The sequence below is a fragment of the Bacillus coreaensis genome (genome assembly GCF_050586445.1).
GTDB classification, from domain to species: domain Bacteria; phylum Bacillota; class Bacilli; order Bacillales; family Cytobacillaceae; genus Robertmurraya_A; species Robertmurraya_A coreaensis.
The window spans coordinates 140,917-166,893 of the sequence record NZ_JBOCCY010000001.1 but is presented as its reverse complement, the minus strand read 5'-3'; the positions used below and the strand labels follow the sequence as shown (position 1 = coordinate 166,893).

Below are 25,977 nucleotides of genomic sequence, written 5' to 3'. Positions count from 1 at the left end.
TCGGTGCGTACATCCGTCCGCTAGTAACCAAGTGCCGCACCATCGCCACGCGGATCTGCACCACCATACATGATCTTGCTATCCGGATTGATTAATATCGCACCTGCATGACCCATAATATCACTAAATTCTGATACACTCTCAATCTCATGCCCTTTTTCTTTTAGCTCACTACTGATAACACTAGAAATTCTTCCTTCTACTTTTACACTGTTGGATTCAGCTCCCCACGTACGACCGTATAACCATCTTGGGGCTTCAATGGCAGCTTGGACGGGATAGTGATAATCTATTATCCTTGTGACTAATGCAGCCTGCGTTTGTGGTTGTCCTTCTCCTCCCATCGTCCCGTACACCAAGTATGGTTCCCCTCCTTTAAACAGCATCGCAGGATTGAGAGTATGGTAGGTTCTCTTTTTTGGTTGAAGGCAATTGACATCATTCTCATATAGAGAAAAGAAGCTTCCTCGATTTTGTAGGACAATACCAGTATTCTTAGGGATAAAACCTGAACCGTACTCATGATAAATGCTTTGTATAAGCGAAACAGAATTTCCGTAGCAGTCAACTACACCAAGCCAAACTGTATCTCCCTTTGGATCCAACTTCTTCTCTAATTGATTACTTTTATTAAATGAAATTTTACGAGCTAGTTCTTCTCCTCGTTTTGAGGAAAGTATCTCCTCTAGAGGGATATAGGAGAAGTCAGGATCTGTTAGATAACGATCGCGATCCTCAAAAGCTAGTTTAGTAGCTTCAATTAGCAAGTGGTAATAATCGGATGACCCCTCTGTCAAAGATGGTACGTCAAAATGGTTTAGTATATTTAATATGGACAACGAAGCAAAACCTTGTGTATTAGGTGGCAGATTATAAACAGTGTGTCCGCGATAATCTACCGAAATAGGATCAACCCAATCAGAATGATGAGAAGCAAAATCGTCCGCAGTTAATATTCCCCCATTAGCGTTAAGGTCTCTCGCGATATTCTTGGCCAACATCCCCTTATAAAACAATTCGCTCCCTTCTTCAGCTATCCCCTCTAATGTGGTTGCTAAATCTGATTGCTTCATTACATCTCCTGCGCAATAGGAAAGACCACTTGACTTTGTAAATATCTTTTTAAATTCAGAGTACTTCTGTAAATGTCTTAACTGATTGTCGGTTTCATCAAGATTTACACGGGTCCAATATTCCTGACTAGGGGTTACTGGATACCCGTCTTTAGCATAGCCAATAGCAGAATGAAGCAACTCTTTCCAATGAAAACTCCCCCTCATATTTTCGATGGAATACTGAAAAGCCTTTTCCCAGCCTGCAACAGCACCCGGAATTGTATTGGCAGCTAGAGCACCCCTGGGTGGAATTCTTTCTACTCCTTGCTTCTTGTAAAAATCAATCGTAGCAAGTTCACCAGAACGACCACTGCTATTTAACGCTTTCAGTTCCTTGTTGCGGGAATTGTATATTAACCAAAAATTATCACCACCTATGCCATTCATATGCGGATATACAACTCCAATGGTGGACGCAGCTGCAATGGCGGCTTCTATAGCGTTTCCTCCCTCCTGCAGCACTTTCATACCTGCTTGTGAGGCTAAATAGTGAGGAGTGGTAATCATACCATTCGGTGCCATAGTGGTCGGTCGATAGGAAGAATGTAAAGATCGATACATCAGAAAACCCCTCCAAACAAATTCATTTAATTGCTAGAATACTAATAAATTTTTGTTGTCTCTTCCGCTTTAACTGGATTTTGTAAAGGCACAAACCCATTTATCCGGCATTCTACAATATCATTTTCATTCAAAACAACAGATCCCGGAGTCCCCGTCATGATAATATCCCCTGGAGTTAAAGTGACTATTTTCGAAAAAAACGAGACGATAGACCAAGGACTAAACAGCATATTTGTGACCTCATTCGAGTGAATTATCTCTCCATTTAAAACTGTTTGAACGGCTATATCATCTAAATTAGTAGCTTCATCTATAGTGATGAGTTGTGGACCGAAGCTAAAAAAGGTATCAAATATTTTTGAGATTTGTAAAAAGCGAGGATTGCGTGCATGAAGATCTTTGGCGGTCATATCTAAAGTTGCCGTGAATCCTGCGACTACACCCGGCACCTCGTCTTCCTCTATATTCCGACACACTTTACCAATAATAATCCCCAGCTCCCCTTCCGCCGTCACAGTATGAGAATAAGCAGGTAATCGTATCGTTTCCATTGGCCCAATAAGACAGGAATCTGGTTTCATAAAACTTACTGGTTCTGTTTCAGTTGGTGTATAAGACAATTCTCTTGCCTTTTCAATGTAGTTCAATCCTACTCCAAGTATTTTCTTCGGTTTTCTATATAGTGCCGTATATGTAAAGTCTTGTGTTTTAATTTTCGGAAAAATATTCAGCCTCTCGGCACCTATATTTTGATACCAAGTTTTCAGCTCTTCTAGCTGATTCGCTTGTAACAAATCCACTATAGAAGTTTCCCAATTTGCACCTACAATTTTATTCAATTCCGTTATCAATATCGCGTCTCCACCATGTATAATGGCGGCTTCTTCCTGATTCATATATTTAATAGTTGCTAATTTCATGGAGTATCACCTATTACCGCTAATTTATTTGTTAGTTGTTGTACCCAACGCAATAATTTCAAATCTGAATGATGATTGGCGATGAAAGATAATCCAACCGGAATTCCATTCTCTTTTATTAAAGGAATCGTCACTTGAGGAAACCCCGATAGTCCCGCTATACATGTTAGCTGCATTGTTTTCGAACGATATTGTTCCATTTCTTCAACCGTTAAATTTCGCATGGGCGCTTCCCCTGGGGTAGTAGGTATTACTAAAAGACCATTACTATTTAACAAGGCAGACAGTTGATCCTTTAGTAGCTCCCTTTCCTCTTCATATTCATTTAAGCACTCATTATCAAGCGTACTTGCCCATTGGAAGCGTTCAGCAATCCCTGGACCAAATGCAGGCTTCACGCGGTTTATCCAATCCCCATGTTCATTCCAAACCTCAATGCCTTGGATATTCCTAAATAATTCTGCCCACTTTGAAAGTCCGTCCTTTGCGATGTTCACATTTTGAGTCATATAGTTTTCTTTTAACACCTCAATATTTTGCAAATAACTATCTTTAGTTTGGTTATCAACATATGACCATGCTTCATTTTCAAAAAACAAAGAGGAAAATTCCTCCCTTTCATTCGATCCATTATCTATAAGAAGCTCGCCTACTGTAAGCAATAAATTTGGATCTCTTGTCATCCAGCCAACCGTATCAAAGCTTTTAGCAAGCGGGATTACCCCCTTACTATCAACTAATCCATGCGTAGGTCTGAACCCAAATACCCCACAATAGGATGAAGGTACACGAATGGAACCTCCTGTATCAGTCCCGAGTGCAAAATCCACTACCCCAGCAGAAACCGCCACAGCTGACCCACTTGAAGATCCACCAGGTATACGATCAGATGATCTTGGATTTATCGGTGTCCCATAATGAAAGTTTTCGCCGTTCAAACTGTACATTAATTCATCCGTATGGGTCGTACCTTTAAGACAAGCACCTTGCTCTAATAGTTGATTAATTACAGGTGCATGTCGCTTAGAAGCTTGATGAGACTGAAACCAATCGGGATTTCCCGCACTGCTTCGATAATCCTTTATCTCAAACACATCCTTTACACCGAAGGAAAGCCCTTTTAATGCTCCCGACTCCGTTTGTTGAATATTTAGGTGGTCGTTCATAAACGCATTCCATTTGTCATCCATTTCTCTTTCCTCCTTCAAAATGTATCTTTCCATATCAGCTTTCATCACATTTCTTTTTATTATAGTTTGATTAATTTTACAAGTCATTGGCATTTTAACTAAAAATTAATTCAATATTGGTCAAAATAACCAATAAAATAGAATAATCTACTTAAATGAAAAAAACGGCCATATGTGGCCGTTTACCATTTCCAGTGATTAATAAGTTTTCCTTTTTGATGAAAACATTTTTCATTAGGTATTATATTAGATACGGTTAGGATAAGTGATGGTACTTTCTCAACATTAAAAACAATGATTCCTTCTTCTTCACTTTTAATAAGAAAGGACTGGCCATGCGCATAAGATGGGAGAAGATTTCCTAGCTGAATAATCCAATTCACTATTGTTAACTGAACGTCTTTCGGAACTTGGATATTGGGAGAGAATCGTAAAATCCAATCCTCTTTATCAATGGAAAATCGGTACATGTCCTCACCCTTTTCAAATTTTCCTTATAAAAATATATGCTAGAGCTTACACCTTATTCATCGTTTACGACTTTCTCAATATTTAACTCACGATTCATTTTAAGGTCAATGATTTGATCATTGACTTGCACGAGAGTCCGGAGAGGGTCATACCGATCAACCATTATGATTCTCCCAATACTTTCGTCACTTAGCATAACCGTTCGACCGATCATACTGTCCATTAATTTATATAGAAATAACAGCGTAATATTAGCATCTAATTTTCCGAATGCATGATCTTGAAGCTGTCTTAGCGCCGTATAATAAGGCAACGGCTCTTGATAAGCACGTCTAGATAGCATCGCGTGAAACATATCAGCTATCGCGACTATTTTGGAAAACAAATCAATTTGATTACCAACAAGCCCCTTAGGATATCCTCTTCCATCCTCCCGTTCATGGTGATGAAGCGCAATAAGAGCCACGCGATCGCTTAACTGATCAATCTTACGAAGGATTTCATATCCATAACTAGTATGAAGCTGCACTTCCTCGTATTCTTCCTTTGTAAGCTTTCCCTTTTTATTTAAAATATAAGGATCAATCCTTGTCTTCCCTATATCATGCAATGTCGCTCCGATTGCTAATTCTCTCAGTTCATCATCAGAGAGCTTTAACCATTTACCAATCATCAAGGAGATAATTCCTACACCAATTGTATGCTTGAATGTATATTCTTCAGTTTTGTTTAATTCATAAAATAGGTAATATATATGAGGGATTTCTGAAGCTTGAGATATGACAGGAAGGATTTCTTTCTCTAACGTATTTATATTTAATTCTTCACCTAGCATTATATTGGAAAAAATCAACTCCACTTGCTTTGATGCTTGATTGATTTTTTCTGTAATATTTTCGATCGCCTCTTTGTTTGAGTAGCCATATCGTATTTGGCCCTTGGTCTCATTTTTTAATTTTTCAAGAATATCATCAATCTCTTGCACCGTTAAATGCTCTTTCTCCATTGGTATCCCTCTTCTTCTATTAAGGATATGATTCTACTTAAATCATATCAAATTCCTTTTTAGTAGAATAGGTATTTTTTCCATTTCAAAGGTGATTTTCATAGGTGGAAAGTCTTTCAAAATGAGTGAAATTCTAGCGATAATTTATTGACTATTCACATATATTTCGTGTATATTAGAAGCATCATTAATCAGAATATATTTCCTTACTTGTTACATTTAGTTAAATATGTTCGGCTTGATGGTAATATATACTTGGGGACCTTATGTGTCTTGAAAGGCTTAGGAGGAAAAGTTTATATGCAAAATGGTAAAGTAAAATGGTTTAACAATGAAAAAGGCTTTGGATTCATCGAAGTTGAAGGTGGAGACGACGTATTCGTACACTTCTCAGCAATCCAAGGTGATGGCTTTAAGTCATTAGAAGAAGGTCAAGAAGTTTCTTTTGAAATCGTTGAAGGAAACCGCGGACCACAAGCTTCTAACGTAGTTAAGCTATAATCCAATATACTACTTGTAGGCTGGCTTTTTGCCAGCCTTTATTTATTCAGGTCAGTCTTTTTCCCACCTCTTTTATTTTCTCCCCAACCGTACAACTTGTAATACAAAATCGATGGGCGTATCTTCTCCCCTTTTCATCTTTGTGATGCTTATGTAGGAAACATTCCTTACAATATCGTCCCATTAATTCCTCTACTTCTCGTAAAATTTGTTGCCTACTCAGCACAATCCCCACCTTTTATTATATAACCTGCATTTTACTATGAATAGACTTACCTTCTAGAGCTTGAGTCGCCAACTTATCACTTTCTTTATTATCTTTTCTAGAGATCGCTTCATATCGAGGAAGTAAGCCGAGTTTTTTTATTTTTGCCTCTATCCGATCAAGCCATCGATTTAAATTTTCCTCGTAACATGGCCATTCTCCCTCTAGTTGTTTCAGAACCACCTGTGAATCTCCTTTAATGTCACAAGGAAGTTTAGTTACCCCAAGCTCTTCTAACAGATCAAGAGCAAAGTACAAAGCTGCATATTCCGCTTCATTATTTGTCTCCATCTCATCAATTACTTCATTTGCACGAAGACGGAATTTCTTTTTTCCTTGTTTATAATAAATAACCGCACCAATACCTGCCCGATTGCTGTTTATGTCATGTCCACCGTCAAAGTAGACCATTACATCATGCGGTTCCTCCTCAATTTCTTCCGATAACTTTTTCATTTCCTTAAGGGTCCACGTTGAGCCCATCTCATCATGAAATTCTAAATCAAGTACTTTTCCAGTTTTCTCAAGCTCTTCACCAGCGGTTATCGCATCCTCAGCTGACAAAAAATCATTAGAAGTTAAAGCTACTGGGGCAATATTTTTTATCCTATATTTATACTCTAATTTATATTTCATTCTTTTCATCCTCTCTTCATGCATAGCTGCTTTTTCGATGTTTTTATCTTTTCCTTTTTAAAGAAAAAGTTACAAAAGATTGGGATTTTGGTTTTAGAGCTTTTTTCTGACAATTCATTCGCTTAATCAAAAAATATGTTAAACTAGCTTATACTATGTAAAAATCACGTTTATTGGAGGAAATCAATGATTGAAGTATACATTGATGGCGCTAGTGCTGGCAATCCAGGGCCTAGTGGAGCTGGTATTTTTATTAAAGCGAATGGCAAAGTTGAACGCTATTCTATCCCATTAGGTGTAATGAGCAACCACGAAGCTGAATATTATGCTTTTATTGAAGCATTAAAAATATGTAAAAAGAATGGATATCAAGTAGTCTCCTTTCGAACGGACTCAGAACTAGTAAATCGAGCAGTTGAAAAGGAATTTGTAAAAAATAAGCAATTTGCTCCTTTACTTGAAGAAGCATTAACTCTTTCTAAAAATTTTGATTTATTTTTTATGAAATGGATTCCCAGCTCAGAAAATAAATCAGCAGATGAACTCGCCCGAGCAGCAATCCGAAAAAATGAAACCATCAAGGAGAACGAGGACATATGAAAAAGTCATTATTTGCAGACATTAGTTTACTTATGGTTGCCCTTGTGTGGGGTTCAACTTTTGTGCTCGTTCAAAATGCAATTGCATCCTTACCACCAAACGTGTTTAATGCCATTCGTTTCTTTATCGCTGCACTAATTCTTGGCGGATGGCTAATGATATTTGAACGGAAACAACTACTACTACTCAATCGATACATTCTTACGTCTGGCATTTTACTCGGAGGATGGCTATTTGCGGGATATGCTTTTCAAACTGTCGGATTACTATATACGTCATCCTCTAAAGCTGGTTTCATCACCGGACTAAGTGTTGTACTTGTTCCTCTCTTTTCTCTATTTTTACTGAAACAAAAGCCAACAAGAAATGCGTTAATCGGAGTGGGAATTGCAACGATTGGATTATATCTTCTAACATTAACAGATATGACATCATTAAATCGAGGTGATGCATTTGTTCTCGCATGTGCCATTGGTTTTGCCATGCATATCATCTTCACGGGTAGGTACAGTGAAAAATTCCCCACGTTGTTGCTGACTGTTATTCAAATTTTCACAGTGTCTGTTTTGTCAGGTTTGTTAGCTTTATTTACTGAAGATTATTCTTTAGCCTTTCGTCTAGATATTCTAGGACAACAAAATGTACTAATCGCTTTACTTATTACTTCTGTATTCGCAACAGCGATAGCCTTTTTTGCTCAAACAAGCTTTCAAAAATATACGACTCCAACAAGAGTTGCCTTAATTTTTGCCATGGAGCCAGTGTTCGCTGCCATTACTGCTTATGTTTGGGCCGATGAAAGACTAACATCCAATGCGCTACTCGGCTGTATATGTATCTTTGCAGGTATGATCTTTGCGGAACTGCCAGCGAAAAAAAAGCATTCGGTATATACCGAAAATAAGCAAGCGATATAAAAAAAGCGTGTGAACCTCACACGCTTTTTTTATATTGTCAGCAACTCGGCTTCTTTTATAAATTGATAAGCCTCTTTTTTCGTTTTAATTTGATTTGACATAAGCCATTCAAGTAAAGACACATAAAAACTTCCATCAAAGCTTTTTTGAGCCTTTAGTGTGACTTCAATCGCCACATTTGCTAGTTCATCTGAAGCACCGGTATAATTTTTTCCAAAATAAATAAAGCCAATCGCATCATCCTTTAGAAGGAATCCTTTGTCTAATAAATGACTTACGTACTCTTCCGTACTCAAGGTTCTCTACACTCCCTATGATCGCTTCACATCTTCTTGATTTTATCTCATCAACCGACATTTTTCTATCTTTTTCTATCCATTAAATAGCCTAAAGTCCCAGTTAGCACCCCAAGAAGCGCTCCACCAACTACTTCTTCTGGCTTATGACCAAGCATTTCCTTCAATTTATCTGGGGCCTTTTCTTCAAAATGTACGGGCTTTTCATGATTTACTTTATCAAGTAAATCATCCAAGTCATTTACTTTTAAAGTAAGCTCACCTGTTTGTCTTCTTATTCCCTGCGCATCATACATAACAATTAATCCATAAACAAGAGACAGAGCAAAATCAATGGTTGGTAAACCACGCTTTAAGGCAATATATGTTGTTAAGGAAGCGACACCAGCGGAATGGGAGCTAGGCATCCCACCCGTTTGAAAAAACAAATCCGGTCTGAACTCCTTCTTCTTCCAATAATGAATGGGAATTTTCAATCCCTGTGCTAAAGCTATGCTTGAAATCGCGATATAGACACCTTTATTCACATTCTCTCACCTCCTTTTTATTGTGAAGAAAGGAGAGTGAGATTATGCAATTAGGTAATAATATTATCGTTAAGACAGTAACAACCCTATAATAGGAGGAATGAAAATGGGAGGAAAAAACTCACATACAAACCGTGGTACCAAAGCTCCTGGTGTGAATCCTCAAGGATATGGACAGGATGCTGAATTTACACCGAATCCGAAAAGTAAATTAGAAAATAGAGCTAAGAAAAGCAATACTAAGATTTAATTAGAAAAAAGCTGCCCTATTAACATGGGCAGCTTTCAATTACGCTAATATTTGCTGGTCTGGTAATAAACGATCGAGCCCTCTAAACTCAACCTCTTTAAACTTTGTTAGAACCTTCTCCTGGTTGAATTGGAATACTGATTCCTCGTGTGAGAAGGAAATCGGAACATCACATTTGATTTCAGCAAGCTTTCTGCTTAAATAAAGCATGTCCAAATCCTGCTCTATTTTCGTTTTTTGCGCTTTAGTAAGCAATTGTAAATTCGAAACAATCCCTTCAACATGCTCAAATTGTTGAACTAACTTAAGGGCTGTTTTTTCACCAATTCCTTTTACACCTGGATAATTATCACTAGGATCTCCCATCAACGCTTTTACATCAATCATTTGCTTCGGGAGAATTCCCTTTTCTGTATAGAAGGAGTCAGGGGTATGAACAGCATAATTCCCAAAGCCTTTTTGCAGCAATATGACCTTAATTCGCTCATCTAACAACTGAAGAATATCACGATCTCCTGTTAATATGCTAACCTCAAAGTCGTTCATCGAAGACTTGGCAATTGTTCCGATACAATCGTCTGCCTCATACCCTTCTAACCCGATATTAGGAATGTCAAATGCACTAACTACTTCCTTGACTAAATCAAACTGCGGGATCAATTCAACCGGTGCATCTGAGCGATTTGCTTTATAATCTGTGAACATTTCATTTCGGAATGTTTTGCTTCCCATATCCCAACAGACGACTACGTGGCTTGGCTTAAACGTTGATATCGCTGTTAAAAAATGTTTCACAAAACCATGAACACCATTTGTTGGTATTCCTTTAGAATTTATCATAAATTGACCCGATACACTTGTTGCAAAAAAAGCACGGAATAATAGTGCCATTCCATCAACAAGTAAAAGGGAACGATCTGTAGATTGGTTCGTCATTCATAGTCCTCCTCTAAGAGCATAATCCCCATTATATCATGAAAATTAATTATCAAAGATGGTATTGTTTTCTTTATTGTGTTCTCTTAATTTCAATTCCTTGTTTCTCTAACTCGTAGTACATAGCAATTTTTGCTTTTCTTACATTTTCATTTAATAAAAAAGTATAACTTTTATCGTTAATAAAAGTAAGTGTAAGTTTCCCGCTACTCATCATTCCATTTTTAACGATTGCTTGTTCTTCTGCGGAAGTAATATCCTCCCATGTATATTTCTCATCTTCAAAACTCAAAAAGCGATTTAGGACAATGCCTGTTTGATTTGCATAATGATATTGATTGATACTCAGTACAAAAACCAGCACACTCAGTATATACCCTAGAATTATTAAAACCTTTATTCCCTTGGTCATCTTATCTTTATAGATAGCAATAGCTGTTCCTATTAACATCGCAGCTACAAGAAGGATTCCACCAATAAAGGCATAATAAGCACTTTTAGGAGGTTCAAAAAACCACTCCCCACGTGGCTTATAAAGTAAAAATTGAATCGGAGCAAGAAAAAACAAGGCAATAAAGATAGATCCAAGAATTAAAATAATGGCTATCGGAACTAACATTTGAGTATAGTCTGTCTTTTTCTTTTTTGTAACAGTATATCCACTAGAAATCATATGTACCCCCGAGTAATTTGAATTTTTTTACATTTCTAATTATAACGATAAGAAAATAAAAAATAAATCCCTTTTCAAAGGGATTTATGACAGTAGTTATTTACTTAATAGTTCCTCTAACTTAATTTCTGTTTCCTCGAGCATACTAATAGAGGTTTCATCGCTAAGTGCAGCCCGTAACCCTTCATAATAGTCATGGCACTCTCTACTAATTTGTTCTTTTAGTTGACGGATCTCAGAATTCATTATTTCTTGATAATGCTCCTTTAATCGTAGACTCCCTTCCTCCACATAGCTGTTGGCTATCGGAGATAAAATGGCTTCTAGTTCCTCCATCATAAATCGTTTATCATTACGCTCAAAAAACGATTTTGGATTTTTAAAATAGCTCAATGCCTTTTTAAACAAGGGAGCCTCTAAATTCTCGAAAGCATTATTAAATTCAATACTCTTCCAGACACCTTTCTCATACGAATGAAAGGATATATCTTTATTGATATCTACAATCGAGCCCTCTAGAAGCTGTTCAACTTCTACCACTAGCTTTCCGATGAATGACTCAATTCTAAGTGAAGTCGCTCGTAATTCTTGAGCAAAATCATATCCAAAACTTGTTAAGAATTCTTCAAGTCCTCTTTGTAACGCCTGTTTCATACTTCTTCCATCATCCTTTAATAGAGACGGATTAAACGCCTCCTTAAAGAAATCATTAAATCGATAAAATACTCTTTGCTTAATATAAAAGGCTAACTCATCCGTTTCTAAATGTAATCTTTTTTGAAGATTTTTTTCTTGATCATCTCTACGAAGCAGCTTTCCAATAGCTTCCTCTTGATCCTGAAGAGTTAACAAGTACGTGTCCTTTTCTTCTAGGTTCAACTTCGCATTTTGAATAAAAGCTTTAAGTACAGTATTCACTCGATTTAGATCTGACAGAGCAGAGTTTAGGGCAATCTCGTTTAAGTCGTGTTCAATAAACGAATAGAATCTCTCTTCGAATTGCGCCAAACGAGAGCCTTCTTGTGCTGCTTCTAATTTTTCTTTTAAACCTAACATGCTTGAAACTGGATACACATGAGGCATACGAATTCCATATTGAATCAATTGCTCTGTTACGTAACCAAGTACTTCTTGGACCTCTTCTTCATCACGCGCCAAGTCAATTGCATTTACAAGAAAGAACATCTTATCCATTGAAAAGGTGTCCTTAACTCGACCAAGCTGTATTAAGAACTCGCGATCAGCTTTTGAAAAGGCATGATTATAATAGGTCACAAAAAGTATAGCATCTGAGTTTTTGATATAGTCAAAAGCAACACCTGTATGTCGTGCATTGATTGAATCGGCTCCTGGTGTATCAACGAGCGTGATTCCATGACGAGTTAGTTCACAATCATAATACAACTCAATACTTTCTACAAAACACGATTTTTCTTCCTTTGCAACGTAATCAGCAAATTCTTCTAACTGTGTTTGAAGGGTATCTCCGAAGTGTCTTTTTGCTAACTCGTATCCCCGTAAAAATGCGGTTAGAAAAGAATAATGCACCTTACCTTGAACATCAAACAACGAATCTGTAGGATCTATTGATTGGATCACTTCTACTGCATGATCTAACGAACTCGCTGATAGCTCAAACAAGTGTAAGGACCTTTTCACTTCCTCAAATAAATTATCTGAATTTTTGAATTTCACTTTGACTAAACCGTGCTTATTTTCTTCTGTAACAGGCATGATTTTATTTATCGCTGCCGTAGTTGGATTAGGTGAAACCGGTAAAAGCTTCTGCCCAATTAATGCATTTGCAAAGGAGGATTTTCCTGCACTAAAAGCACCGAATAGAGCAATCGTAAATCCTCTTTGAGCTAATCTATCAGATGTTAAAGTCAGTTCCTCTGAAGTCGTTTTAAATCCTGGTACAGAGTTTAACAACGTCGCTGCTGTCTTTAGCTTTTTTACTACATCCCTTACTTGAAGTCCAGCTTGTGTTGAGTGCACCTCTTCTGTAGGTGTTTCTTTTGCCTTCTCTACCTTTTTTATTGAATCTACTGCTACACCTCGATCTTTTTCTGTAGAAGTCACGATTTCAAATTCTTCATTCACAGTAAGAAGTTTTTCTATCTCATGATCCCTTATTTCATCGCTCTTGATATTTTCAGTTATCATTTGGTCCATTGTATCTTTGGACTTTTGTTGGCTATTCGTTATGGTTTTTAACTCTGACCATGTATGGTTAAAATCCTTTATGACTTCTAACTCTTCCTCCCATTTTGAAACCTTCTTACTCATGTTAGTACTTAGAATTTTTAGGAAATCTTCCATAAATGGCTCGAGTTCTCTCCTAGCAAGGTTTTTTAAGCTTTCCGCAACATCGTTTGTATAGTTCAAAACGTATTCTCCAGACAAACGTGCGTCCTTCTTTTCCGCCTTAAACAGAAGCTCTGATGTAATCGGCACAGAGTATTCCTGGATTTTTGTTAGTAAATCTGCATTATTGATGTCTTCCTGCTTTAAAAAGCGAATAATCGCATCTTTTAAGTGCCATTCAAGTTGCGACTTTACTTTCTCTTGCATATCAGAAAAAAATGCATGTAATCTTGCTTGGCGTTCATGTTCTGTCTTATTTTTAGAAAACAATAATCCAACTTTAAACTCTCGCTGTCTAGATTCAAGAAATTTTTCTGCCAATTCTCTCGTTTGAAAAGGCATTAAATAAGCATTTTTTAAAATATCAATAATCACAAGCTCTAACTTCCTCTTTTGTTCAGTTAGTGCTTCCTCTTGTATGTCTAATTGCTGTTGTAACTCTACAATCTTACCTTGTAGTGAATTCCATTCACCTTCTGGTAGAGCGTTTAATTTTTGTTCAAGCTTTTCAATTGTTTCTTTATTCTGATTGAATTCGAATACAATTTGTTCTTGAATAAGCTTTTTGAGAGAATTTGAAACTGAAAGTTCTAACAACTGATCCTTCATAAGGACTTTTTCAGCAATAAACTTTTGTAGATCTTTTAACTCATTATGTGGATGATTTGGTTCCTTTAGCGTCGTATAAAATATATGACCCGGCTTCACTCCCCATGAAGCAAAGGATTCTTTTACGCTTTGTTGAAACTGAAGAAAACTTAGCTCTTCCTCACGATGCTTATCAATTTGATTAACAACTAAGAAAACTTCCTTACCTTCTTCTGTTAGTTCTTTTGTAAACATGAAGTTAACTTCAGATTGAACATGGTTATAATCCATGCAATAAAACACAAGATCGGCTAGGTGTAAAGCTGACTCTGTAGCGATTCGATGAGCATCATCTGTTGAGTCAATCCCTGGTGTATCTAATATCGCTGTACCATTTGTTAGCTTCGTGTTACTCTTGCTTATCTCAATGGACGTTATTTCATCTCCATTTTTGCAATACGTCTTGACCATACTATAGTCGTACGGTGCCTTATAGTATAGTGGTCTTCCTTCATTGAAATAGACCTTCGCATAGTCCTCTCCTGCTTTCACTTTTACTAAATTCGCACTTGTTGGAATAGGGCTGGAAGGAAGAATATTTTCACCAATTAAAGTATTAATCATGGTTGATTTTCCCGCTGAAAAATGACCACAAAATGCAATCGCATATTCTCTCTCTTGAAGTTTTATAGCTAATTGTTTTGCTTTTTCTGCCGTTTCTTCGTTTCCCCTTGATAGAAAATAGGTATGTAGATTTGCAAGACGTGATAGTGTGATCTGTGTATCGTGTTGAAAGATTGTATTTGACATGGTTCTACCCCTTGTTTGAACTTATTCCACTCTATTTTAACTGATTTTTCACGCATTTCCCAAACAAAAAAAAAATCAGGTTGACAATCACCTGATTTTTTTATTTATTTAATTGAATTGCTTGCGGTTTGCTTACATTCTTTAACACATGCATCATTAACCATCCATAAACGACAACCGTTCCGCCAATAAAAATCGTTACCATTTGAAAACACCGTCCCCTTTAATGAGAGTGATAATTATTTTCATATGAACACTATATCACGAATGATAATCACTATCAATAAGCTTTCTGATCATTCACATTTTTTTCATAAACGGTAACGGGAGTTTCTGCTTGTTTTATGAAATACCTCATTGTATTTTGTATGGTCACAAAGAGCTTTTTCCTCAGCCGGGATGCGTATCATCAAGATGAGAGCATTGAGGAGTGAAAAAGCAATAAGTGTTCCGTATGCTTGAAAAAGAAGTGGGATCACAAGAAACTCTACGGTGACGATTAAATAGTTTGGGTGCTTGAGATACTTATAAGGCCCTTTTTTAATAACTGTAGCATGAGGTACGACGATTATTTTCGTATTCCAATACTTCCCCAATGACGACAGTGCCCAAATTCTCCCTATTTGTGTGACCAAAAACAAGCTGACAAGCACTGGCCAATATGGAGAGATTTCTTTCTCTTGTACTAACACTTCGAGACAAAGTGATATAAAAAATAAGGCATGGACAAAAACAATAAATGAGTAATGTGTTTTCCCGAATTCTACGCCCCCCTGCTCTTTCATCCATTTCTCATTTCTTTTAGCGATTGCTAATTCACAAACTCGTTGAAAAATCACAAATGCAAGAAATAACGAAAACATTATGTTTCCCTCCATTGTAAGAGAAGTAATTCTGAGCTAAAACCAGGTCCTAATGCTGTTGCAAGACCCATATCATGTTTTTTTGCCACTTTCATGGTCCGATTCAAAACATATAAGATGGTTGCTGATGACATATTCCCGTAATTCTTTAATACATTTGCAGATATTTCTAACATTTCTGCGGGTAACTGTAATGATTTTATGTAGGCGTCTAGAACCTTTTTTCCTCCTGGATGTGCAATAAAATGCTGAAGCTCTTCTATCTGACAACCATTCTCTGTTAGAAAACTATTTGTATTGGGCTTTAGCCATTTTTCAATTATGGAAGGAATATCCTTGGAAAATACAACATAAAGTCCATTGTCTTTTACTTCCCACCCCATCACATCTAGCGAATCCTTCATGGTAGTTGACCTTGTAGCTAAGATAGTTGGATAGCAGGTTAATTGACTGAAACTTTCCTTCTGTATTTGATCTCCTACTACAAGAGCACATGCCACTCCGTCAGCAAAAAGCGAAGAGCCAATTAAGTTACTTTTGGACAGATCATTTTTCTGGAATGTTAAACTGCACAATTCAATGGTTAGCACAAGTACTTTTGCACTAGGAAAAGCTAGGCAGTATTCGTATGCTCTTGATAAGCCAGAAGCTCCCCCCGCACAACCAAGACCCCAAATAGGAATTCGTTTCGTATGTATTGAAAAAGGAAGCATATTCATAATCCTAGCTTCTATACTAGGAGTAGCTAAACCTGTACTTGATATGGTGAAAATTGCGTCTATTTCTTCATAACCTATCGGTTTCTTCAAATAATCCTTATGTTGCAAACAATTTTCTATTGCTTTTGCACCTAACTGGGTAGCTGTTTCTATATATGCATCATTTTTTTCCTTAAATGACCTCTCTTTATCAAACCATTCAATACTTCTAGCAAAATGTCGTTTAATAATTTGTCCGTTCTGGAATGCCTTAAGCAATCTTTCTATATCGTGAAAAGCTTCTGTAAAAAGCTTTCGCGAAAAATTCATCACTTCAGTTTGTGTTATTTCATATTGCGGGGTTGCTTCACCTACTGATAGAATTGCTGGCATTTCTTTACTCCTTCCACGTTCACCATATTAAGGATACTTTTTCCAAAAACAGGATATTTATTCAAGAAAAAAACTCCCTACTTTAGTAAGTAGAGAGCCATCCATGTCTTGAAGGAGTTGCTGTGCTTCTTCATTATATGTTGATTTTCGATTCAAATCACTAGATAATTTTTACCATAGAAATGAATCAAAAGCACCACACTAAATCCCATTATTTTTTACTATTGAAAATGAGAAAACCATGTTATTTTCATTAGCATCTATGATAATATAATGATATTCGACTAGTTGGAGGAATATAAATGACTTTATCAAAGCAAGTGACAGATATACTAAACGGGACTATCGATTCAGTTAAATCAGTTCTTCCATTTGACCTAACCGTTGAAAAACCGTCTCTTTTTACACAGCCCTTTACACAGCATTCAATTGGTGTTTTGATTGGAATGACCGGAGATGTTAGAGGTCGAATTATAATTGATGGAAATGAACAGGTGTTTGGCAAGATCGGAGAAGGAATGTTCGGTATGGCTTTAGAAGGAGAAATGCTAGAGTCCTTTGCAGGAGAGTTAGGAAACATGATTGCAGGGAATTTATCTACAACTATTTCACAAAAAGGCCATGAAACCGATATTACCCCACCTACTGTTTTGGTTGGAGAAACAAAGGTTTACGGATTTGAGAAGGCATTTCGTTTACCAATCACTATTCAAGACTTAGGAACGATTGAACTTATTATAATGGTAGAAAATAAGTAGAGAGGATTACCCTCTCTACCTTTTTTTAAAATCCGTGGATCGTCATCCCACCATCAACAAATATGGTTTGACCGCTGATATAATTTCCTGCTTCGGAAGCTAGCATGACAACAGGACCTACTAGTTCTGGTAATTCACCGACACGATTTAAAGGAGTGACGGCTAAAATATCTTTTACATACTCTTTGTTAGAAAGTAAGGTTTCCGTTAAAGGGGTTTTGAAATACCATGGTCCTATGCTATTCACATTAATATGATGAGGACCCCATTCTAATGCAAGCACCTTGGTCATTTGAATCATGGCCGCTTTTGTTGCTGCATAAACGACACCTGTCCGCAAAGCGACATGCCCGGCAACAGATGAGATAGATATAATTCTACCCGCCGTTCCGTGCTTCTGCATCACTTTACCAACTTGTTGTGACATCATAAAGGCTGACTTTAAATTAGTGTCCATAATTGTCTGCCACTCTTCTTCCGTAACCTCTATGGCTTTAGATCGAATATTCATTCCTGCGTTATTGATAAGAATATGTATTTCTCCCCACTCATCCTCAACGGTAGACACAGCCCTTGATATTTCCTCTGTTGAGGTGACATTCGTCGGTATAACGAGCACCCTCCTGCCAAGAGAACGAATGATTTCAGCCGTTTCCCTTAAATCTCCCTCGGTTCGGGAGAGTATTGCAACATCTGCCCCAGCTTCCGCTAAACCAATGGCTAGTGCTTTTCCTATTCCCCTGCCGGCACCAGTAACTATCGCATGTTTATTATCTAATCGAAATGATGGTAAGTACACGATGATCCCCCTTTTTCATTCATATATGAATCAACATATCAAACAGTAGTCAAAAAGAAAAGGAAAAAGGGATTCTTTTTCCTGCTACCTAATTACTTCTTATCTTGTTGTCTTTGAACCTCTATATAAATTTCTTTGCACACAAGTTCACCACACACCTGACATACTACCTTCCCATCATAAAGAGTTCGGCAGTGTTCACAATAGTATTTCACCATATATTATCCCTCACTATTTCTAACTGACCAATATTACTATCAGTATATTTATTTCAAGTATAAGAGGTTCCTACGAGTAGTCTAAAAGCTTTAGGAATAATAATAAATATGAAGATTTAATGGTGAACATAACCATATTCAACTACCAATTATTAACATCACCTTCACACCTCTATGTTAATAATATGTATAGAGGAAACCCCATTAGCAATAATAGGAAATAGGTGGTGATTAACCTTGGGAATCATTCAAGCCTTCTTTAATTGGCGAGAAGGAAAATATCAGGAGCATTTAGAAGCAATGTATGAAGAAGATAAGTGCCCACAATGTCATGGAAAAGGGTATCATGTATATCCTCCAGTAGGAGAATTTATCCCATATAACCATATCTTTGATTGTGCGGGCTGCGAAGGATCAGGATCTTATTCAAAGTGGGATAGCTCAATCGTGTAACACACTCTAGGTTTCTAGGGTGTGTTTTTTGTGTAATAAATATCACTCACCTACAAATGCTTTTATGTCGACATTCGTAACCGTTATCATATATTTTCAAAATTTATCTTCTTCACAAATAATTCACATTTCAAGAAACTTGAATGTGATTTAAATCACTGTCACAATAACTTTTCACTACTATCATAGTAAATACATAACAATTGAACAATTTGTGAAATCAATGAAAGCTAATGGAATTGCAACAATTGTCTTGTATTATGAAATTGTAATTATTTATTTATTGTGAAACCTTGGGGAGGGAGTGAGGGTTATGGCGAAAATGGAACTCAACCGAAAAACAAAGACGGAAATAGAGGATAGCTCTTCTTTAAAAGGCACATTAGCTTCCGTTTTCCTATTAGGATTCTTTCTAATAGTGACATGGGTGAGCGTTTACTTCTTATTTTTAGACCGTTTTTAGAGGAAAGGGGATATATTTACCATGCATATGCATAAGTTTGAAAAAATTTGGCTGATATTTGGGATTGGGACACTTTTAGTTTTCCTAACCGTTTTAGGTGTTAGCGCCTTTTATCTCGGAAATCAACCACCAAGCTGCTTAGCTACAATCAATCCTGAAAAAGTTGATACAACTGCCCCATTCAACGAGCCAGGACTTAAAAAAGTTGAGGGCAAAGACTGGGACTATGAATTAGTATATGTAGCTCAAGCTTTTGCTTATACTCCAGGAGAGATTGAAGTTCCACTTGGAGCAAAAGTAAAGGTAATTGCAACAACAAAAGACGTAATTCACGGATTTCAAGTTGCTGGAACAAATATTAACATGATGTTAGAGCCAGGTTATATAAGCGAGTATATCACAACGTTTGACAAAGCTGGAGAATACTTAATTTTATGTAATGAATATTGTGGTTCTGGACATCACATGATGACGTCTAAAATCAAGGTGGTGGAATAATGAATACATTAAATGCGAAAATCGATCCACGAGATGGAAAATTAGTTATGGCCCATTTTTATGTGGCATTTATCGCTTTGGCTGTCGGTGGGCTGGCAGGACTTCTGCAAACATTAGTACGATCTGGTAAATTTGTATTACCTGCAGGAATTGGCTATTATCAAATATTAACGGTTCACGGTGTTGTGCTCGGGCTTGTTTTAACAACATTCTTCATTATGGGCTTTCAAATTGCTGCCACAAGTCGCACCTCAGGTACATTATCCAATCTTCAAAGAAAATTAGGCTGGATTGGCTTTTGGTTAATGACTGCTGGAACGCTAATGGCAGCCACAATGATTCTACTAAATAAAGCTTCTGTTCTTTATACCTTTTATGCGCCATTACAAGCACATTTTATTTATTACCTGGGTCTAACACTTGTTGTGGTAGGCAGCTGGGTAGATGGAGCAGCAGTACTAGGTAAATATATTAGCTGGAGAAAGCAAAACCCTGGTCAGCCAAGTCCATTAATTACGTTCATGGCTGTTGTTAATACAATGTTATGGATTGTCGCAACAATAGGTGTTGCTGCAACTGTATTATTCCAGTTACTTCCATGGTCTCTCGGAATTGTTGATCGAGTGGACGTACTAGTTAGCCGAACACTCTTCTGGTATTTCGGACATCCACTTGTTTATTTCTGGTTATTACCTGCGTATATGGCATGGTATGTCGTCATTCCAAAAGTCATTGGTGCAAAAATCTTCTCTGATTCGCTTGCTCGTTTGTCCTTTATCTTATTTTTACTATTCTCTATCCCTGTTGGTTTTCACCATCAGTTAATGGAGCCTGGAATTGATCCAGCTTGGAAGTTTTTACAGGTTATCTTAACCTTTTTAGTTGTCATTCCATCATTAATGACCGCCTTCTCCCTCTTTGCCACTTTCGAAAGCTATGGTCGCTCAAAAGGAGCAACTGGACTCTTCGGATGGTTTAAGAAGCTTCCTTGGGGAGATGCAAGATTCACGGTACCTTTTATCGGAATGCTTTCATTTATACCTGCAGGTGCAGGTGGACTAGTGAATGCTTCTCATCAGTTGAACCAAGTGATTCATAATACGATTTGGGTTACTGGACACTTCCATTTAACACTTGCAACCGCAGTTGTTTTAACTTTCTTCGGTATTTCTTACTGGCTCGTTCCACATATAACAGGCCGTGTATTAACAAAAGCGATGAATAAACTTGCGATTTATCAAGGAGTCCTTTGGGCAATCGGTATGACCTTTATGTCAGGTGCGATGCACGCAGCTGGTTTACTAGGTGCACCACGTCGTTCTTCATTTTCAGAGTATGGAGGAGCTGCTCAAGCTACTGAATGGATACCGTATCAAATCGCTCAAGCTGTGGGTGGCACAATCCTTTTCATTGCGATTATTCTAATGCTCTACATTTTTGTTAATTTAGCATTTTTCGCTCCAAAAGGAGAAGAAGAATTTCCAATTGGGGAAGTCAATGATAAAGCTGAAAAAACACCAATGGTATTTGAAAACTGGAAACTTTGGTTAGGAATTACTGCGTTACTGATCTTGTTCGCTTACACCATACCATTTATTGATATGATTCAGAATGCTCCAATTGGATCAAAAGGTTATAAGTTATGGTAATAACAAACAGCGCCTATTAATGGGCGCTGTTTGTTATTTCTACAGGTAATTTATTTTTCTTTTCGTAACTGACTAAAATAACTGAAGAAAGTATAATTATACCTCCAATGACTTGAATCATACTTAATGTTTCATTGTAATAGAACAACCCTAATAAGGTAGCGACAACCGGTTCGACCGTGGCAATAATAGATGCCTTGCTGCTATCTGTTTTCTTTAATCCCCATGTGTATAAAAAAAAGGCAGCTACCGTTGTGATCAACGCAAGACCTACACTATACCAAACCACTGTTGGCTGAAACAGTATACTTGACTTTGTCCACAAGGCTGTAGATGGAACTAAAGTTAGAGAAGCAATAAGAAATGTATAATACGTAACCGTAAAGGGTGCATACCTTTGAAGTGCTAGCTTTCCAAATATACTGTAAAGCGCATAACCAAATCCAGATCCTAATCCGATGAACAATCCTATTGTTGTCATCTTAGTCGTTTCTTCCATTTGGAGACCTGCAATAAGTACACATCCTATGACGGTACCTATCACGGCTACGATTTTTTTTCGACTAAGCTTTTCCTTTAAAAAAGCAAATGAGAGAATGGTAACAAAAGCAGGTGATGTATAAAGGAGTATAACGGCTAAAGAGACATTCATTTCATTAATGGTTGTAAAATAACACCAATTAAAAAATACAATACTAAAGATTCCAGTTCCAATAAAAAGATAGGTATCTTGAAATCTAATTTTCACTTGTTCCCTGTTCTTGACGATTCCGATAATGAATAGGAGAAGGAACGCAAATCCCACTCGAATCGTAACAATCTCCATAGCTGTAAATCCCGCTACTTTTAACTCTCTTACAAAAAGGGCGAGTAGCCCCCATAGGAATGCAGCTAATCCAATAGAAAAGCTCGAAGCAAGATGCATGATTTCCTCCTAAAAGGACGACATGTTGTGATCCTAAGTTTTTATTTTAACTGATAAATATTTTCATACTTATCATAAAGATAGGAAACTAGATGGGAAGCATTTAAGCCCTCTCCTGTAATATCTTTAATCATTTCAAGAGGTAGCTTCATTTTTCCATACTGATGTATTTTATCAGTTAGCCACTCTTTTATCGGCAGAAGATTTCCTTCCTCAAGCAACTGGTCAAAATTCGGGATATCCTTAAGCAAGGCATTCTTCAGTTGTGCTGCATAGATATAACCAAGCGCATAGGACGGAAAGTAACCAAAGCTTCCATCAGACCAATGAACATCCTGCAGAACTCCATTTGAATCATTATCTGGAGTAATTCCTAAATATTTTTCATATTTCTCATTCCAAACTTTTGGCAAGTCCTTTACTTCAATTTCATCATTAAAAATCCCTTTTTCAATTTCGTATCTGATCATAATATGCAATGCATAAGTTAGTTCATCCGCTTCTATGCGAATAAGCGATGGCTTTGATTCATTAATTGCTCGGTAAAATTGTTCAATCGAAACATCTTGAAACTGAGTAGGAACGTATTCTTTTAGCAAGTCAAAATTACCTTTCCAAAAAGAAGGATTTCTACCAATGAAATTTTCATAAAATAGAGATTGGGATTCATGAATTCCCATAGATGTTCCCGTACATAAAGGAGTTCCGATTAATGCAGAAGAAATATTCTGTTCATATAATGCATGTCCTGCCTCGTGTATCGTACCAAATATAGCTGTACGGAAGTCATTTTCATCGTACTTCGTTGTCACACGAACATCTCCTGGATTTAAGCCACTTGCAAATGGATGAACCGTTTCATCCAATCTACCAGAGTCAAAATCATATCCAACTTTTTTAAGTATCTCCAAACTAAATTCTCGCTGTTTTTCCTTAGGAAAATGTTTATACAGAAATTGTGTGTTTGGATTGTTTTCTGATTCCTTTATTTGTTGAACAAGAGGAACGATCTTTTCTCGAAGTTCACTAAATACTTGATCAAGAACGTCTACTGTAATACCAGGCTCATACATATCTAGGAGAGTATTATATTTATTTCCCGTGTAGCCCCAGTAGTTTATAAATTTTTTTGTCATATCAACTATCTTCTCAAGGTATGGTTGGAACATGGAAAAGTTGGAAATATCCTTTGCCTCTTCCCAAACTGACTCTGATTTTGACTGAAGGATAACAAATTCTTTATATTCTTCAGCTGGAATTTTTTTGTTTCGGTCGTATTCCTTTTTACACTCAGCAACCGTTTTTTTTGTTATTTCGCTCAGTTCATTATCATGTGTCACTTGTGTCAGATTTGCTATGTATGCAGCCATTTCCTCAGACGTTGACATTTTAAATACTTCACTAGAAAGCATACCAATGACTTCTGAACGCTGCTCCATCCCTTTTTTCGGTGCTCCCGTTCGAAGATCCCAATATATAAGTGCAAGAGCTTCTTTATACGCACCCATTTTTTTTACATAGTCCAAAAACTCTCGTTCCATTTGCTTTATGGCAATAATCATCCTGTTCCCTCCTCTAAAACCTTCTCGCAAAAATTTTATCATAATTTTCAGGAAAAATCTTGAATAAATAAGAAAGGAGCAGATGAATATCTGCTCCAAGCTTATTTCGATACCGATACAGGTAAAGAAGAATGAACGAGATCAATTATTTTTTGAGACTCGTTTTGATTCATTAAAATATGCACTTTTCCTTTGTCTTCATGTGTGCGTATTAAACGACCGATTCCTTGGCGTAGTCGGAGAAGCATATACGGGATATCCACTTCCTCAAAGGAGTTTTCTGTACTCTCCCTTTTCGCAGTAAATACGGGATCGTGAGGTGGAAATGGAAGAGAAAAGATGAATACATTCTCTAATGAAGAACCTGGAATATCGAGCCCTTCCCACAAATGGGTGGAGCAAAGTACAGCACTCTCTTCCTGTTGAAATTTCGAAACTAACGTACTTATTTCGGCGTCTCCCTCAAAATAGATCGGGAAAGGAAGTTCTTCTCGAAGATGATGTTTGAAATACTGCTGTTCTTCATCATTGGAGAACAAAACTAGCCCCTTTCCTCCGGCTTCTATCAATTGCTTAACAGTATACATACATTTTTCATCAACTGAGGTCAAGTAAGGCATCTGTATTTCCATCGCTTCTTCATAATTAAACGGTGAATTTACACGGAATGATAAAAATTCATCTATTCCAAGACTTTTAGCAGTATATGAAAAAGAGCCATTTTCGGATAGAGTTGCAGAAGAAAAAATGAATGGCTTTTTCTGTGAAAATACCTCTTCACGCATGATATCTTCCACCATTCTCGGCATAATCACGAGCGTTCGTTTTCCCTCATGTTCCTCAAACCAAATAATTCCTTTTAGCTCCTTTAAAAATAAACTTAATGAATACGTTATCTGCTCCAAATATCCTTCGACAATCTTTAGGTCATATTCATTAATTACATATAATTCACTTTCAAAAACAAGTTCTTCTTCCAGATCCGATAATAAAGAGGCAAGTTTTTTCCCTTTCGCTAACACGTCCGGTGTTTTTTTAATCATCTGCTTATCAGAGCCTACTGTCTTTTCAGATGCATCTTGTAAAACTTCAAAAAATCGTTCACTAGCAATAATGGATTCGTCTATTAGGTTAAGAGTCTTATCCCTTACATCATTAGCGGTTAGACGCTCTAGTAATGTTTCAAGTGTTTGTTCTGTTAACTTATACGTTAAAGCCTTTTGACTGGCATATTCTAAAAGATGACCCTCATCAAACACGACACATGAGCTTTCAGGCAGTAGCGGAAGCTGGCCTTCTCGTTTTCTTGCTTCCTTCGTCCAAATATGCTCCATATAAAAATCATGAGAACAAATAATCAAATCCTGTGAACTTCTGTAATAATCACGGTGCAATGTTTGTCCACATCTATGACGCTGATCACAAGAAAAGCAGTCTTGTAAACTATCCCAAGCTATTTCGTTCCACTGCTCGTTTGACAGTTTTGGAAAATCCTTACGATCTCCGTATCGTTCAAAAGATTGCATTGATATTCCTGTATGTACAAAATCAGGCAATTGATGGAACACATCCATATGTACATCGGAAGACGCAACGGATTGATCTAGTTTATTCAAGCACAAATACTGATCTCTTGATTTAGCTAATCGAACGTCAATATTGAGCTGCAACGCTTTTTCAAGCTTGGCTATATCTCCTTCTTTTTTAACAAGCTGTTCAATAAGTGTTTCATCTGCACAGGCAATAATTGCCGGTCTGTTTTTGTAACGAGCGTAACAGATCGCATACAAAAGGTAAACAATTGTCTTTCCCGTACCTACACCAGCTTCTGCAAACATTACTTTATTTTCTTGAAAGGCTTTTTCTAGTTGAAATGCCATATAGATTTGTTCGTCACGTACTTCAAATCCCTCTTCTGGTAGTAAATCATAGAACACATCCCCGATCCAATCCCCTAATTTCTCAAAAAAGGATTCAGATTTAGATAGGGTGAATGGTAGCTGTTTTTGCAAAGTAACCCCTCCAGTATTTTATTCAGAACTAAGCGATAAAAAACTGACTCGTAA

Annotated in this window: 27 protein-coding genes; 9 read left to right on the top strand and 18 right to left on the bottom strand. The window is 37.0% G+C overall.

From position 1 onward, the window contains the following. Nucleotides 1-20 precede the first annotated feature (20 nt). The 5 genes from ggt to ACQ5H4_RS00910 all read right to left on the bottom strand — a co-directional run bounded on the left by ggt (nucleotide 21) and on the right by ACQ5H4_RS00910 (nucleotide 5,266). Complete coding sequence (ggt, locus tag ACQ5H4_RS00930; RefSeq protein ID WP_430773088.1) at nucleotides 21-1,676, bottom strand: gamma-glutamyltransferase; 1,656 nt, start codon at nucleotides 1,674-1,676, stop codon at nucleotides 21-23. A 41-nt stretch (nucleotides 1,677-1,717) separates the two neighbouring features. Further along, nucleotides 1,718-2,599 (bottom strand): fumarylacetoacetate hydrolase family protein, encoded by an 882-nt coding sequence (locus ACQ5H4_RS00925; protein ID WP_430773087.1) that lies wholly within the window; start codon nucleotides 2,597-2,599, stop codon nucleotides 1,718-1,720. Then, complete coding sequence (locus tag ACQ5H4_RS00920; RefSeq protein WP_430773086.1) at nucleotides 2,596-3,789, bottom strand: amidase; 1,194 nt, start codon at nucleotides 3,787-3,789, stop codon at nucleotides 2,596-2,598. Before ACQ5H4_RS00920 ends, ACQ5H4_RS00925 begins: the two co-directional genes overlap by 4 nt. A 182-nt stretch (nucleotides 3,790-3,971) precedes the next feature. Next, the gene (locus tag ACQ5H4_RS00915; protein ID WP_430773085.1) at nucleotides 3,972-4,259 is read right to left on the bottom strand and encodes a hypothetical protein; all 288 of its coding nucleotides are present in this window, start codon (nucleotides 4,257-4,259) and stop codon (nucleotides 3,972-3,974) included. 53 nt (nucleotides 4,260-4,312) lie between these two features. Beyond that, nucleotides 4,313-5,266: an HD-GYP domain-containing protein gene (locus ACQ5H4_RS00910; RefSeq protein WP_430773084.1), complete on the bottom strand. Its 954-nt coding sequence runs from the start codon at nucleotides 5,264-5,266 to the stop codon at nucleotides 4,313-4,315. A 300-nt stretch (nucleotides 5,267-5,566) separates the two neighbouring features. On the opposite strand from ACQ5H4_RS00910, the gene cspD reads away from it, so the two are divergent. Beyond that, nucleotides 5,567-5,767: a cold-shock protein CspD gene (gene cspD / locus ACQ5H4_RS00905; protein WP_268337208.1), complete on the top strand. Its 201-nt coding sequence runs from the start codon at nucleotides 5,567-5,569 to the stop codon at nucleotides 5,765-5,767. A gap of 46 nt (nucleotides 5,768-5,813) precedes the next feature. Here the strand turns inward: cspD and ACQ5H4_RS00900 are convergent, their stop codons facing one another. Together ACQ5H4_RS00900 and ACQ5H4_RS00895 are read right to left on the bottom strand one after the other, a co-directional pair. Continuing rightward, nucleotides 5,814-5,993 carry a zinc-finger domain-containing protein gene (locus tag ACQ5H4_RS00900; RefSeq protein WP_430773083.1) on the bottom strand — a complete coding sequence of 60 codons (180 nt, stop codon included), beginning with the start codon at nucleotides 5,991-5,993 and terminating at the stop codon, nucleotides 5,814-5,816. A 15-nt stretch (nucleotides 5,994-6,008) separates the two neighbouring features. Then, on the bottom strand, nucleotides 6,009-6,668 hold the full coding sequence (locus ACQ5H4_RS00895) for a ribonuclease H family protein (RefSeq protein WP_430773082.1): 660 nt from the start codon (nucleotides 6,666-6,668) through the stop codon (nucleotides 6,009-6,011). Nucleotides 6,669-6,854: 186 nt separating this feature from the next. Between ACQ5H4_RS00895 and ACQ5H4_RS00890 the strand changes: the two genes are divergently transcribed. Beyond that, a complete protein-coding gene (locus ACQ5H4_RS00890; protein WP_430773081.1) occupies nucleotides 6,855-7,268 on the top strand; it encodes a reverse transcriptase-like protein in 414 nt (137 codons plus the stop codon). Further along, complete coding sequence (locus tag ACQ5H4_RS00885) at nucleotides 7,265-8,185, top strand: DMT family transporter (RefSeq protein WP_430773080.1); 921 nt, start codon at nucleotides 7,265-7,267, stop codon at nucleotides 8,183-8,185. Before ACQ5H4_RS00890 ends, ACQ5H4_RS00885 begins: the two co-directional genes overlap by 4 nt. Before the next feature lie 29 nt (nucleotides 8,186-8,214). On the opposite strand, the gene ACQ5H4_RS00880 is transcribed toward ACQ5H4_RS00885, so the two are convergent. Together ACQ5H4_RS00880 and ACQ5H4_RS00875 are read right to left on the bottom strand one after the other, a co-directional pair. After that, the gene (locus ACQ5H4_RS00880; protein ID WP_430773079.1) at nucleotides 8,215-8,481 is read right to left on the bottom strand and encodes a DUF6123 family protein; all 267 of its coding nucleotides are present in this window, start codon (nucleotides 8,479-8,481) and stop codon (nucleotides 8,215-8,217) included. 65 nt (nucleotides 8,482-8,546) lie between these two features. After that, complete coding sequence (locus tag ACQ5H4_RS00875) at nucleotides 8,547-9,008, bottom strand: divergent PAP2 family protein (protein ID WP_119708887.1); 462 nt, start codon at nucleotides 9,006-9,008, stop codon at nucleotides 8,547-8,549. A 106-nt stretch (nucleotides 9,009-9,114) separates the two neighbouring features. On the opposite strand from ACQ5H4_RS00875, the gene sspL reads away from it, so the two are divergent. After that, nucleotides 9,115-9,258, top strand: a complete 144-nt coding sequence (gene sspL / locus ACQ5H4_RS00870; RefSeq protein WP_119708888.1) for a small, acid-soluble spore protein L — start codon at nucleotides 9,115-9,117, stop codon at nucleotides 9,256-9,258. Nucleotides 9,259-9,297: 39 nt separating this feature from the next. Here the strand turns inward: sspL and ACQ5H4_RS00865 are convergent, their stop codons facing one another. From ACQ5H4_RS00865 to ACQ5H4_RS00845, 5 genes are all read right to left on the bottom strand, one after another. After that, the gene (locus ACQ5H4_RS00865) at nucleotides 9,298-10,194 is read right to left on the bottom strand and encodes a 5'-3' exonuclease (protein ID WP_430773078.1); all 897 of its coding nucleotides are present in this window, start codon (nucleotides 10,192-10,194) and stop codon (nucleotides 9,298-9,300) included. Between the two features lie 73 nt (nucleotides 10,195-10,267). Then, the gene (locus ACQ5H4_RS00860) at nucleotides 10,268-10,867 is read right to left on the bottom strand and encodes a hypothetical protein (RefSeq protein WP_430773077.1); all 600 of its coding nucleotides are present in this window, start codon (nucleotides 10,865-10,867) and stop codon (nucleotides 10,268-10,270) included. Between the two features lie 96 nt (nucleotides 10,868-10,963). Beyond that, nucleotides 10,964-14,632: a dynamin family protein gene (locus ACQ5H4_RS00855; protein WP_430773076.1), complete on the bottom strand. Its 3,669-nt coding sequence runs from the start codon at nucleotides 14,630-14,632 to the stop codon at nucleotides 10,964-10,966. 311 nt (nucleotides 14,633-14,943) lie between these two features. Next, the gene (locus ACQ5H4_RS00850; protein WP_430773537.1) at nucleotides 14,944-15,498 is read right to left on the bottom strand and encodes an isoprenylcysteine carboxyl methyltransferase family protein; all 555 of its coding nucleotides are present in this window, start codon (nucleotides 15,496-15,498) and stop codon (nucleotides 14,944-14,946) included. Continuing rightward, entirely contained in the window at nucleotides 15,495-16,586 is a 1,092-nt protein-coding gene (locus tag ACQ5H4_RS00845; protein WP_430773075.1) for a type III polyketide synthase, read from the bottom strand. Before ACQ5H4_RS00845 ends, ACQ5H4_RS00850 begins: the two co-directional genes overlap by 4 nt. Nucleotides 16,587-16,888: 302 nt before the next feature. Here ACQ5H4_RS00845 and ACQ5H4_RS00840 point away from each other — a divergent pair, with 302 nt between their 5' ends. After that, nucleotides 16,889-17,344, top strand: coding sequence for a chemotaxis protein CheX (locus ACQ5H4_RS00840; RefSeq protein ID WP_430773074.1), 456 nt, complete (start codon nucleotides 16,889-16,891; stop codon nucleotides 17,342-17,344). 25 nt (nucleotides 17,345-17,369) lie between these two features. On the opposite strand, the gene ACQ5H4_RS00835 is transcribed toward ACQ5H4_RS00840, so the two are convergent. Next, entirely contained in the window at nucleotides 17,370-18,143 is a 774-nt protein-coding gene (locus tag ACQ5H4_RS00835) for an SDR family NAD(P)-dependent oxidoreductase (protein ID WP_430773073.1), read from the bottom strand. A 455-nt stretch (nucleotides 18,144-18,598) separates the two neighbouring features. Between ACQ5H4_RS00835 and ACQ5H4_RS00830 the strand changes: the two genes are divergently transcribed. The 4 genes from ACQ5H4_RS00830 to ACQ5H4_RS00815 all read left to right on the top strand — a co-directional run bounded on the left by ACQ5H4_RS00830 (nucleotide 18,599) and on the right by ACQ5H4_RS00815 (nucleotide 21,424). Then, nucleotides 18,599-18,814 (top strand): methionine aminopeptidase, encoded by a 216-nt coding sequence (locus tag ACQ5H4_RS00830; protein ID WP_430773072.1) that lies wholly within the window; start codon nucleotides 18,599-18,601, stop codon nucleotides 18,812-18,814. 313 nt (nucleotides 18,815-19,127) lie between these two features. Next, on the top strand, nucleotides 19,128-19,277 hold the full coding sequence (locus ACQ5H4_RS00825; RefSeq protein WP_119708897.1) for a cytochrome c oxidase subunit 2A: 150 nt from the start codon (nucleotides 19,128-19,130) through the stop codon (nucleotides 19,275-19,277). Between the two features lie 21 nt (nucleotides 19,278-19,298). Continuing rightward, nucleotides 19,299-19,775 (top strand): cytochrome c oxidase subunit II, encoded by a 477-nt coding sequence (locus ACQ5H4_RS00820; protein WP_430773071.1) that lies wholly within the window; start codon nucleotides 19,299-19,301, stop codon nucleotides 19,773-19,775. Beyond that, nucleotides 19,775-21,424, top strand: coding sequence for a b(o/a)3-type cytochrome-c oxidase subunit 1 (locus ACQ5H4_RS00815; RefSeq protein ID WP_430773070.1), 1,650 nt, complete (start codon nucleotides 19,775-19,777; stop codon nucleotides 21,422-21,424). Before ACQ5H4_RS00820 ends, ACQ5H4_RS00815 begins: the two co-directional genes overlap by 1 nt. Before the next feature lie 16 nt (nucleotides 21,425-21,440). On the opposite strand, the gene ACQ5H4_RS00810 is transcribed toward ACQ5H4_RS00815, so the two are convergent. From ACQ5H4_RS00810 to ACQ5H4_RS00800, 3 genes are all read right to left on the bottom strand, one after another. Next, entirely contained in the window at nucleotides 21,441-22,349 is a 909-nt protein-coding gene (locus tag ACQ5H4_RS00810; protein ID WP_430773069.1) for a DMT family transporter, read from the bottom strand. A gap of 41 nt (nucleotides 22,350-22,390) precedes the next feature. Beyond that, nucleotides 22,391-23,911 carry a carboxypeptidase M32 gene (locus tag ACQ5H4_RS00805; protein WP_430773068.1) on the bottom strand — a complete coding sequence of 507 codons (1,521 nt, stop codon included), beginning with the start codon at nucleotides 23,909-23,911 and terminating at the stop codon, nucleotides 22,391-22,393. A gap of 101 nt (nucleotides 23,912-24,012) precedes the next feature. Further along, the gene (locus ACQ5H4_RS00800) at nucleotides 24,013-25,923 is read right to left on the bottom strand and encodes an ATP-dependent DNA helicase (RefSeq protein ID WP_430773067.1); all 1,911 of its coding nucleotides are present in this window, start codon (nucleotides 25,921-25,923) and stop codon (nucleotides 24,013-24,015) included. Nucleotides 25,924-25,977: the final 54 nt, after the last annotated feature.

What these genes read in the sequence shown, in the direction of transcription:
- ggt (WP_430773088.1), bottom strand. Translation starts at nt 1,676, where the DNA reads ATGTATCGATCTTTACATTCTTCCTATCGACCGACCACTATGGCACCG.
- ACQ5H4_RS00925 (WP_430773087.1), bottom strand. Translation starts at nt 2,599, where the DNA reads ATGAAATTAGCAACTATTAAATATATGAATCAGGAAGAAGCCGCCATT.
- ACQ5H4_RS00920 (WP_430773086.1), bottom strand. Translation starts at nt 3,789, where the DNA reads ATGGATGACAAATGGAATGCGTTTATGAACGACCACCTAAATATTCAA.
- ACQ5H4_RS00915 (WP_430773085.1), bottom strand. Translation starts at nt 4,259, where the DNA reads ATGTACCGATTTTCCATTGATAAAGAGGATTGGATTTTACGATTCTCT.
- ACQ5H4_RS00910 (WP_430773084.1), bottom strand. Translation starts at nt 5,266, where the DNA reads ATGGAGAAAGAGCATTTAACGGTGCAAGAGATTGATGATATTCTTGAA.
- cspD (WP_268337208.1), top strand. Translation starts at nt 5,567, where the DNA reads ATGCAAAATGGTAAAGTAAAATGGTTTAACAATGAAAAAGGCTTTGGA.
- ACQ5H4_RS00895 (WP_430773082.1), bottom strand. Translation starts at nt 6,668, where the DNA reads ATGAAATATAAATTAGAGTATAAATATAGGATAAAAAATATTGCCCCA.
- ACQ5H4_RS00890 (WP_430773081.1), top strand. Translation starts at nt 6,855, where the DNA reads ATGATTGAAGTATACATTGATGGCGCTAGTGCTGGCAATCCAGGGCCT.
- ACQ5H4_RS00885 (WP_430773080.1), top strand. Translation starts at nt 7,265, where the DNA reads ATGAAAAAGTCATTATTTGCAGACATTAGTTTACTTATGGTTGCCCTT.
- sspL (WP_119708888.1), top strand. Translation starts at nt 9,115, where the DNA reads ATGGGAGGAAAAAACTCACATACAAACCGTGGTACCAAAGCTCCTGGT.
- ACQ5H4_RS00865 (WP_430773078.1), bottom strand. Translation starts at nt 10,194, where the DNA reads ATGACGAACCAATCTACAGATCGTTCCCTTTTACTTGTTGATGGAATG.
- ACQ5H4_RS00860 (WP_430773077.1), bottom strand. Translation starts at nt 10,867, where the DNA reads ATGATTTCTAGTGGATATACTGTTACAAAAAAGAAAAAGACAGACTAT.
- ACQ5H4_RS00855 (WP_430773076.1), bottom strand. Translation starts at nt 14,632, where the DNA reads ATGTCAAATACAATCTTTCAACACGATACACAGATCACACTATCACGT.
- ACQ5H4_RS00845 (WP_430773075.1), bottom strand. Translation starts at nt 16,586, where the DNA reads ATGCCAGCAATTCTATCAGTAGGTGAAGCAACCCCGCAATATGAAATA.
- ACQ5H4_RS00840 (WP_430773074.1), top strand. Translation starts at nt 16,889, where the DNA reads ATGACTTTATCAAAGCAAGTGACAGATATACTAAACGGGACTATCGAT.
- ACQ5H4_RS00825 (WP_119708897.1), top strand. Translation starts at nt 19,128, where the DNA reads ATGGCGAAAATGGAACTCAACCGAAAAACAAAGACGGAAATAGAGGAT.
- ACQ5H4_RS00820 (WP_430773071.1), top strand. Translation starts at nt 19,299, where the DNA reads ATGCATATGCATAAGTTTGAAAAAATTTGGCTGATATTTGGGATTGGG.
- ACQ5H4_RS00815 (WP_430773070.1), top strand. Translation starts at nt 19,775, where the DNA reads ATGAATACATTAAATGCGAAAATCGATCCACGAGATGGAAAATTAGTT.
- ACQ5H4_RS00810 (WP_430773069.1), bottom strand. Translation starts at nt 22,349, where the DNA reads ATGCATCTTGCTTCGAGCTTTTCTATTGGATTAGCTGCATTCCTATGG.
- ACQ5H4_RS00805 (WP_430773068.1), bottom strand. Translation starts at nt 23,911, where the DNA reads ATGATTATTGCCATAAAGCAAATGGAACGAGAGTTTTTGGACTATGTA.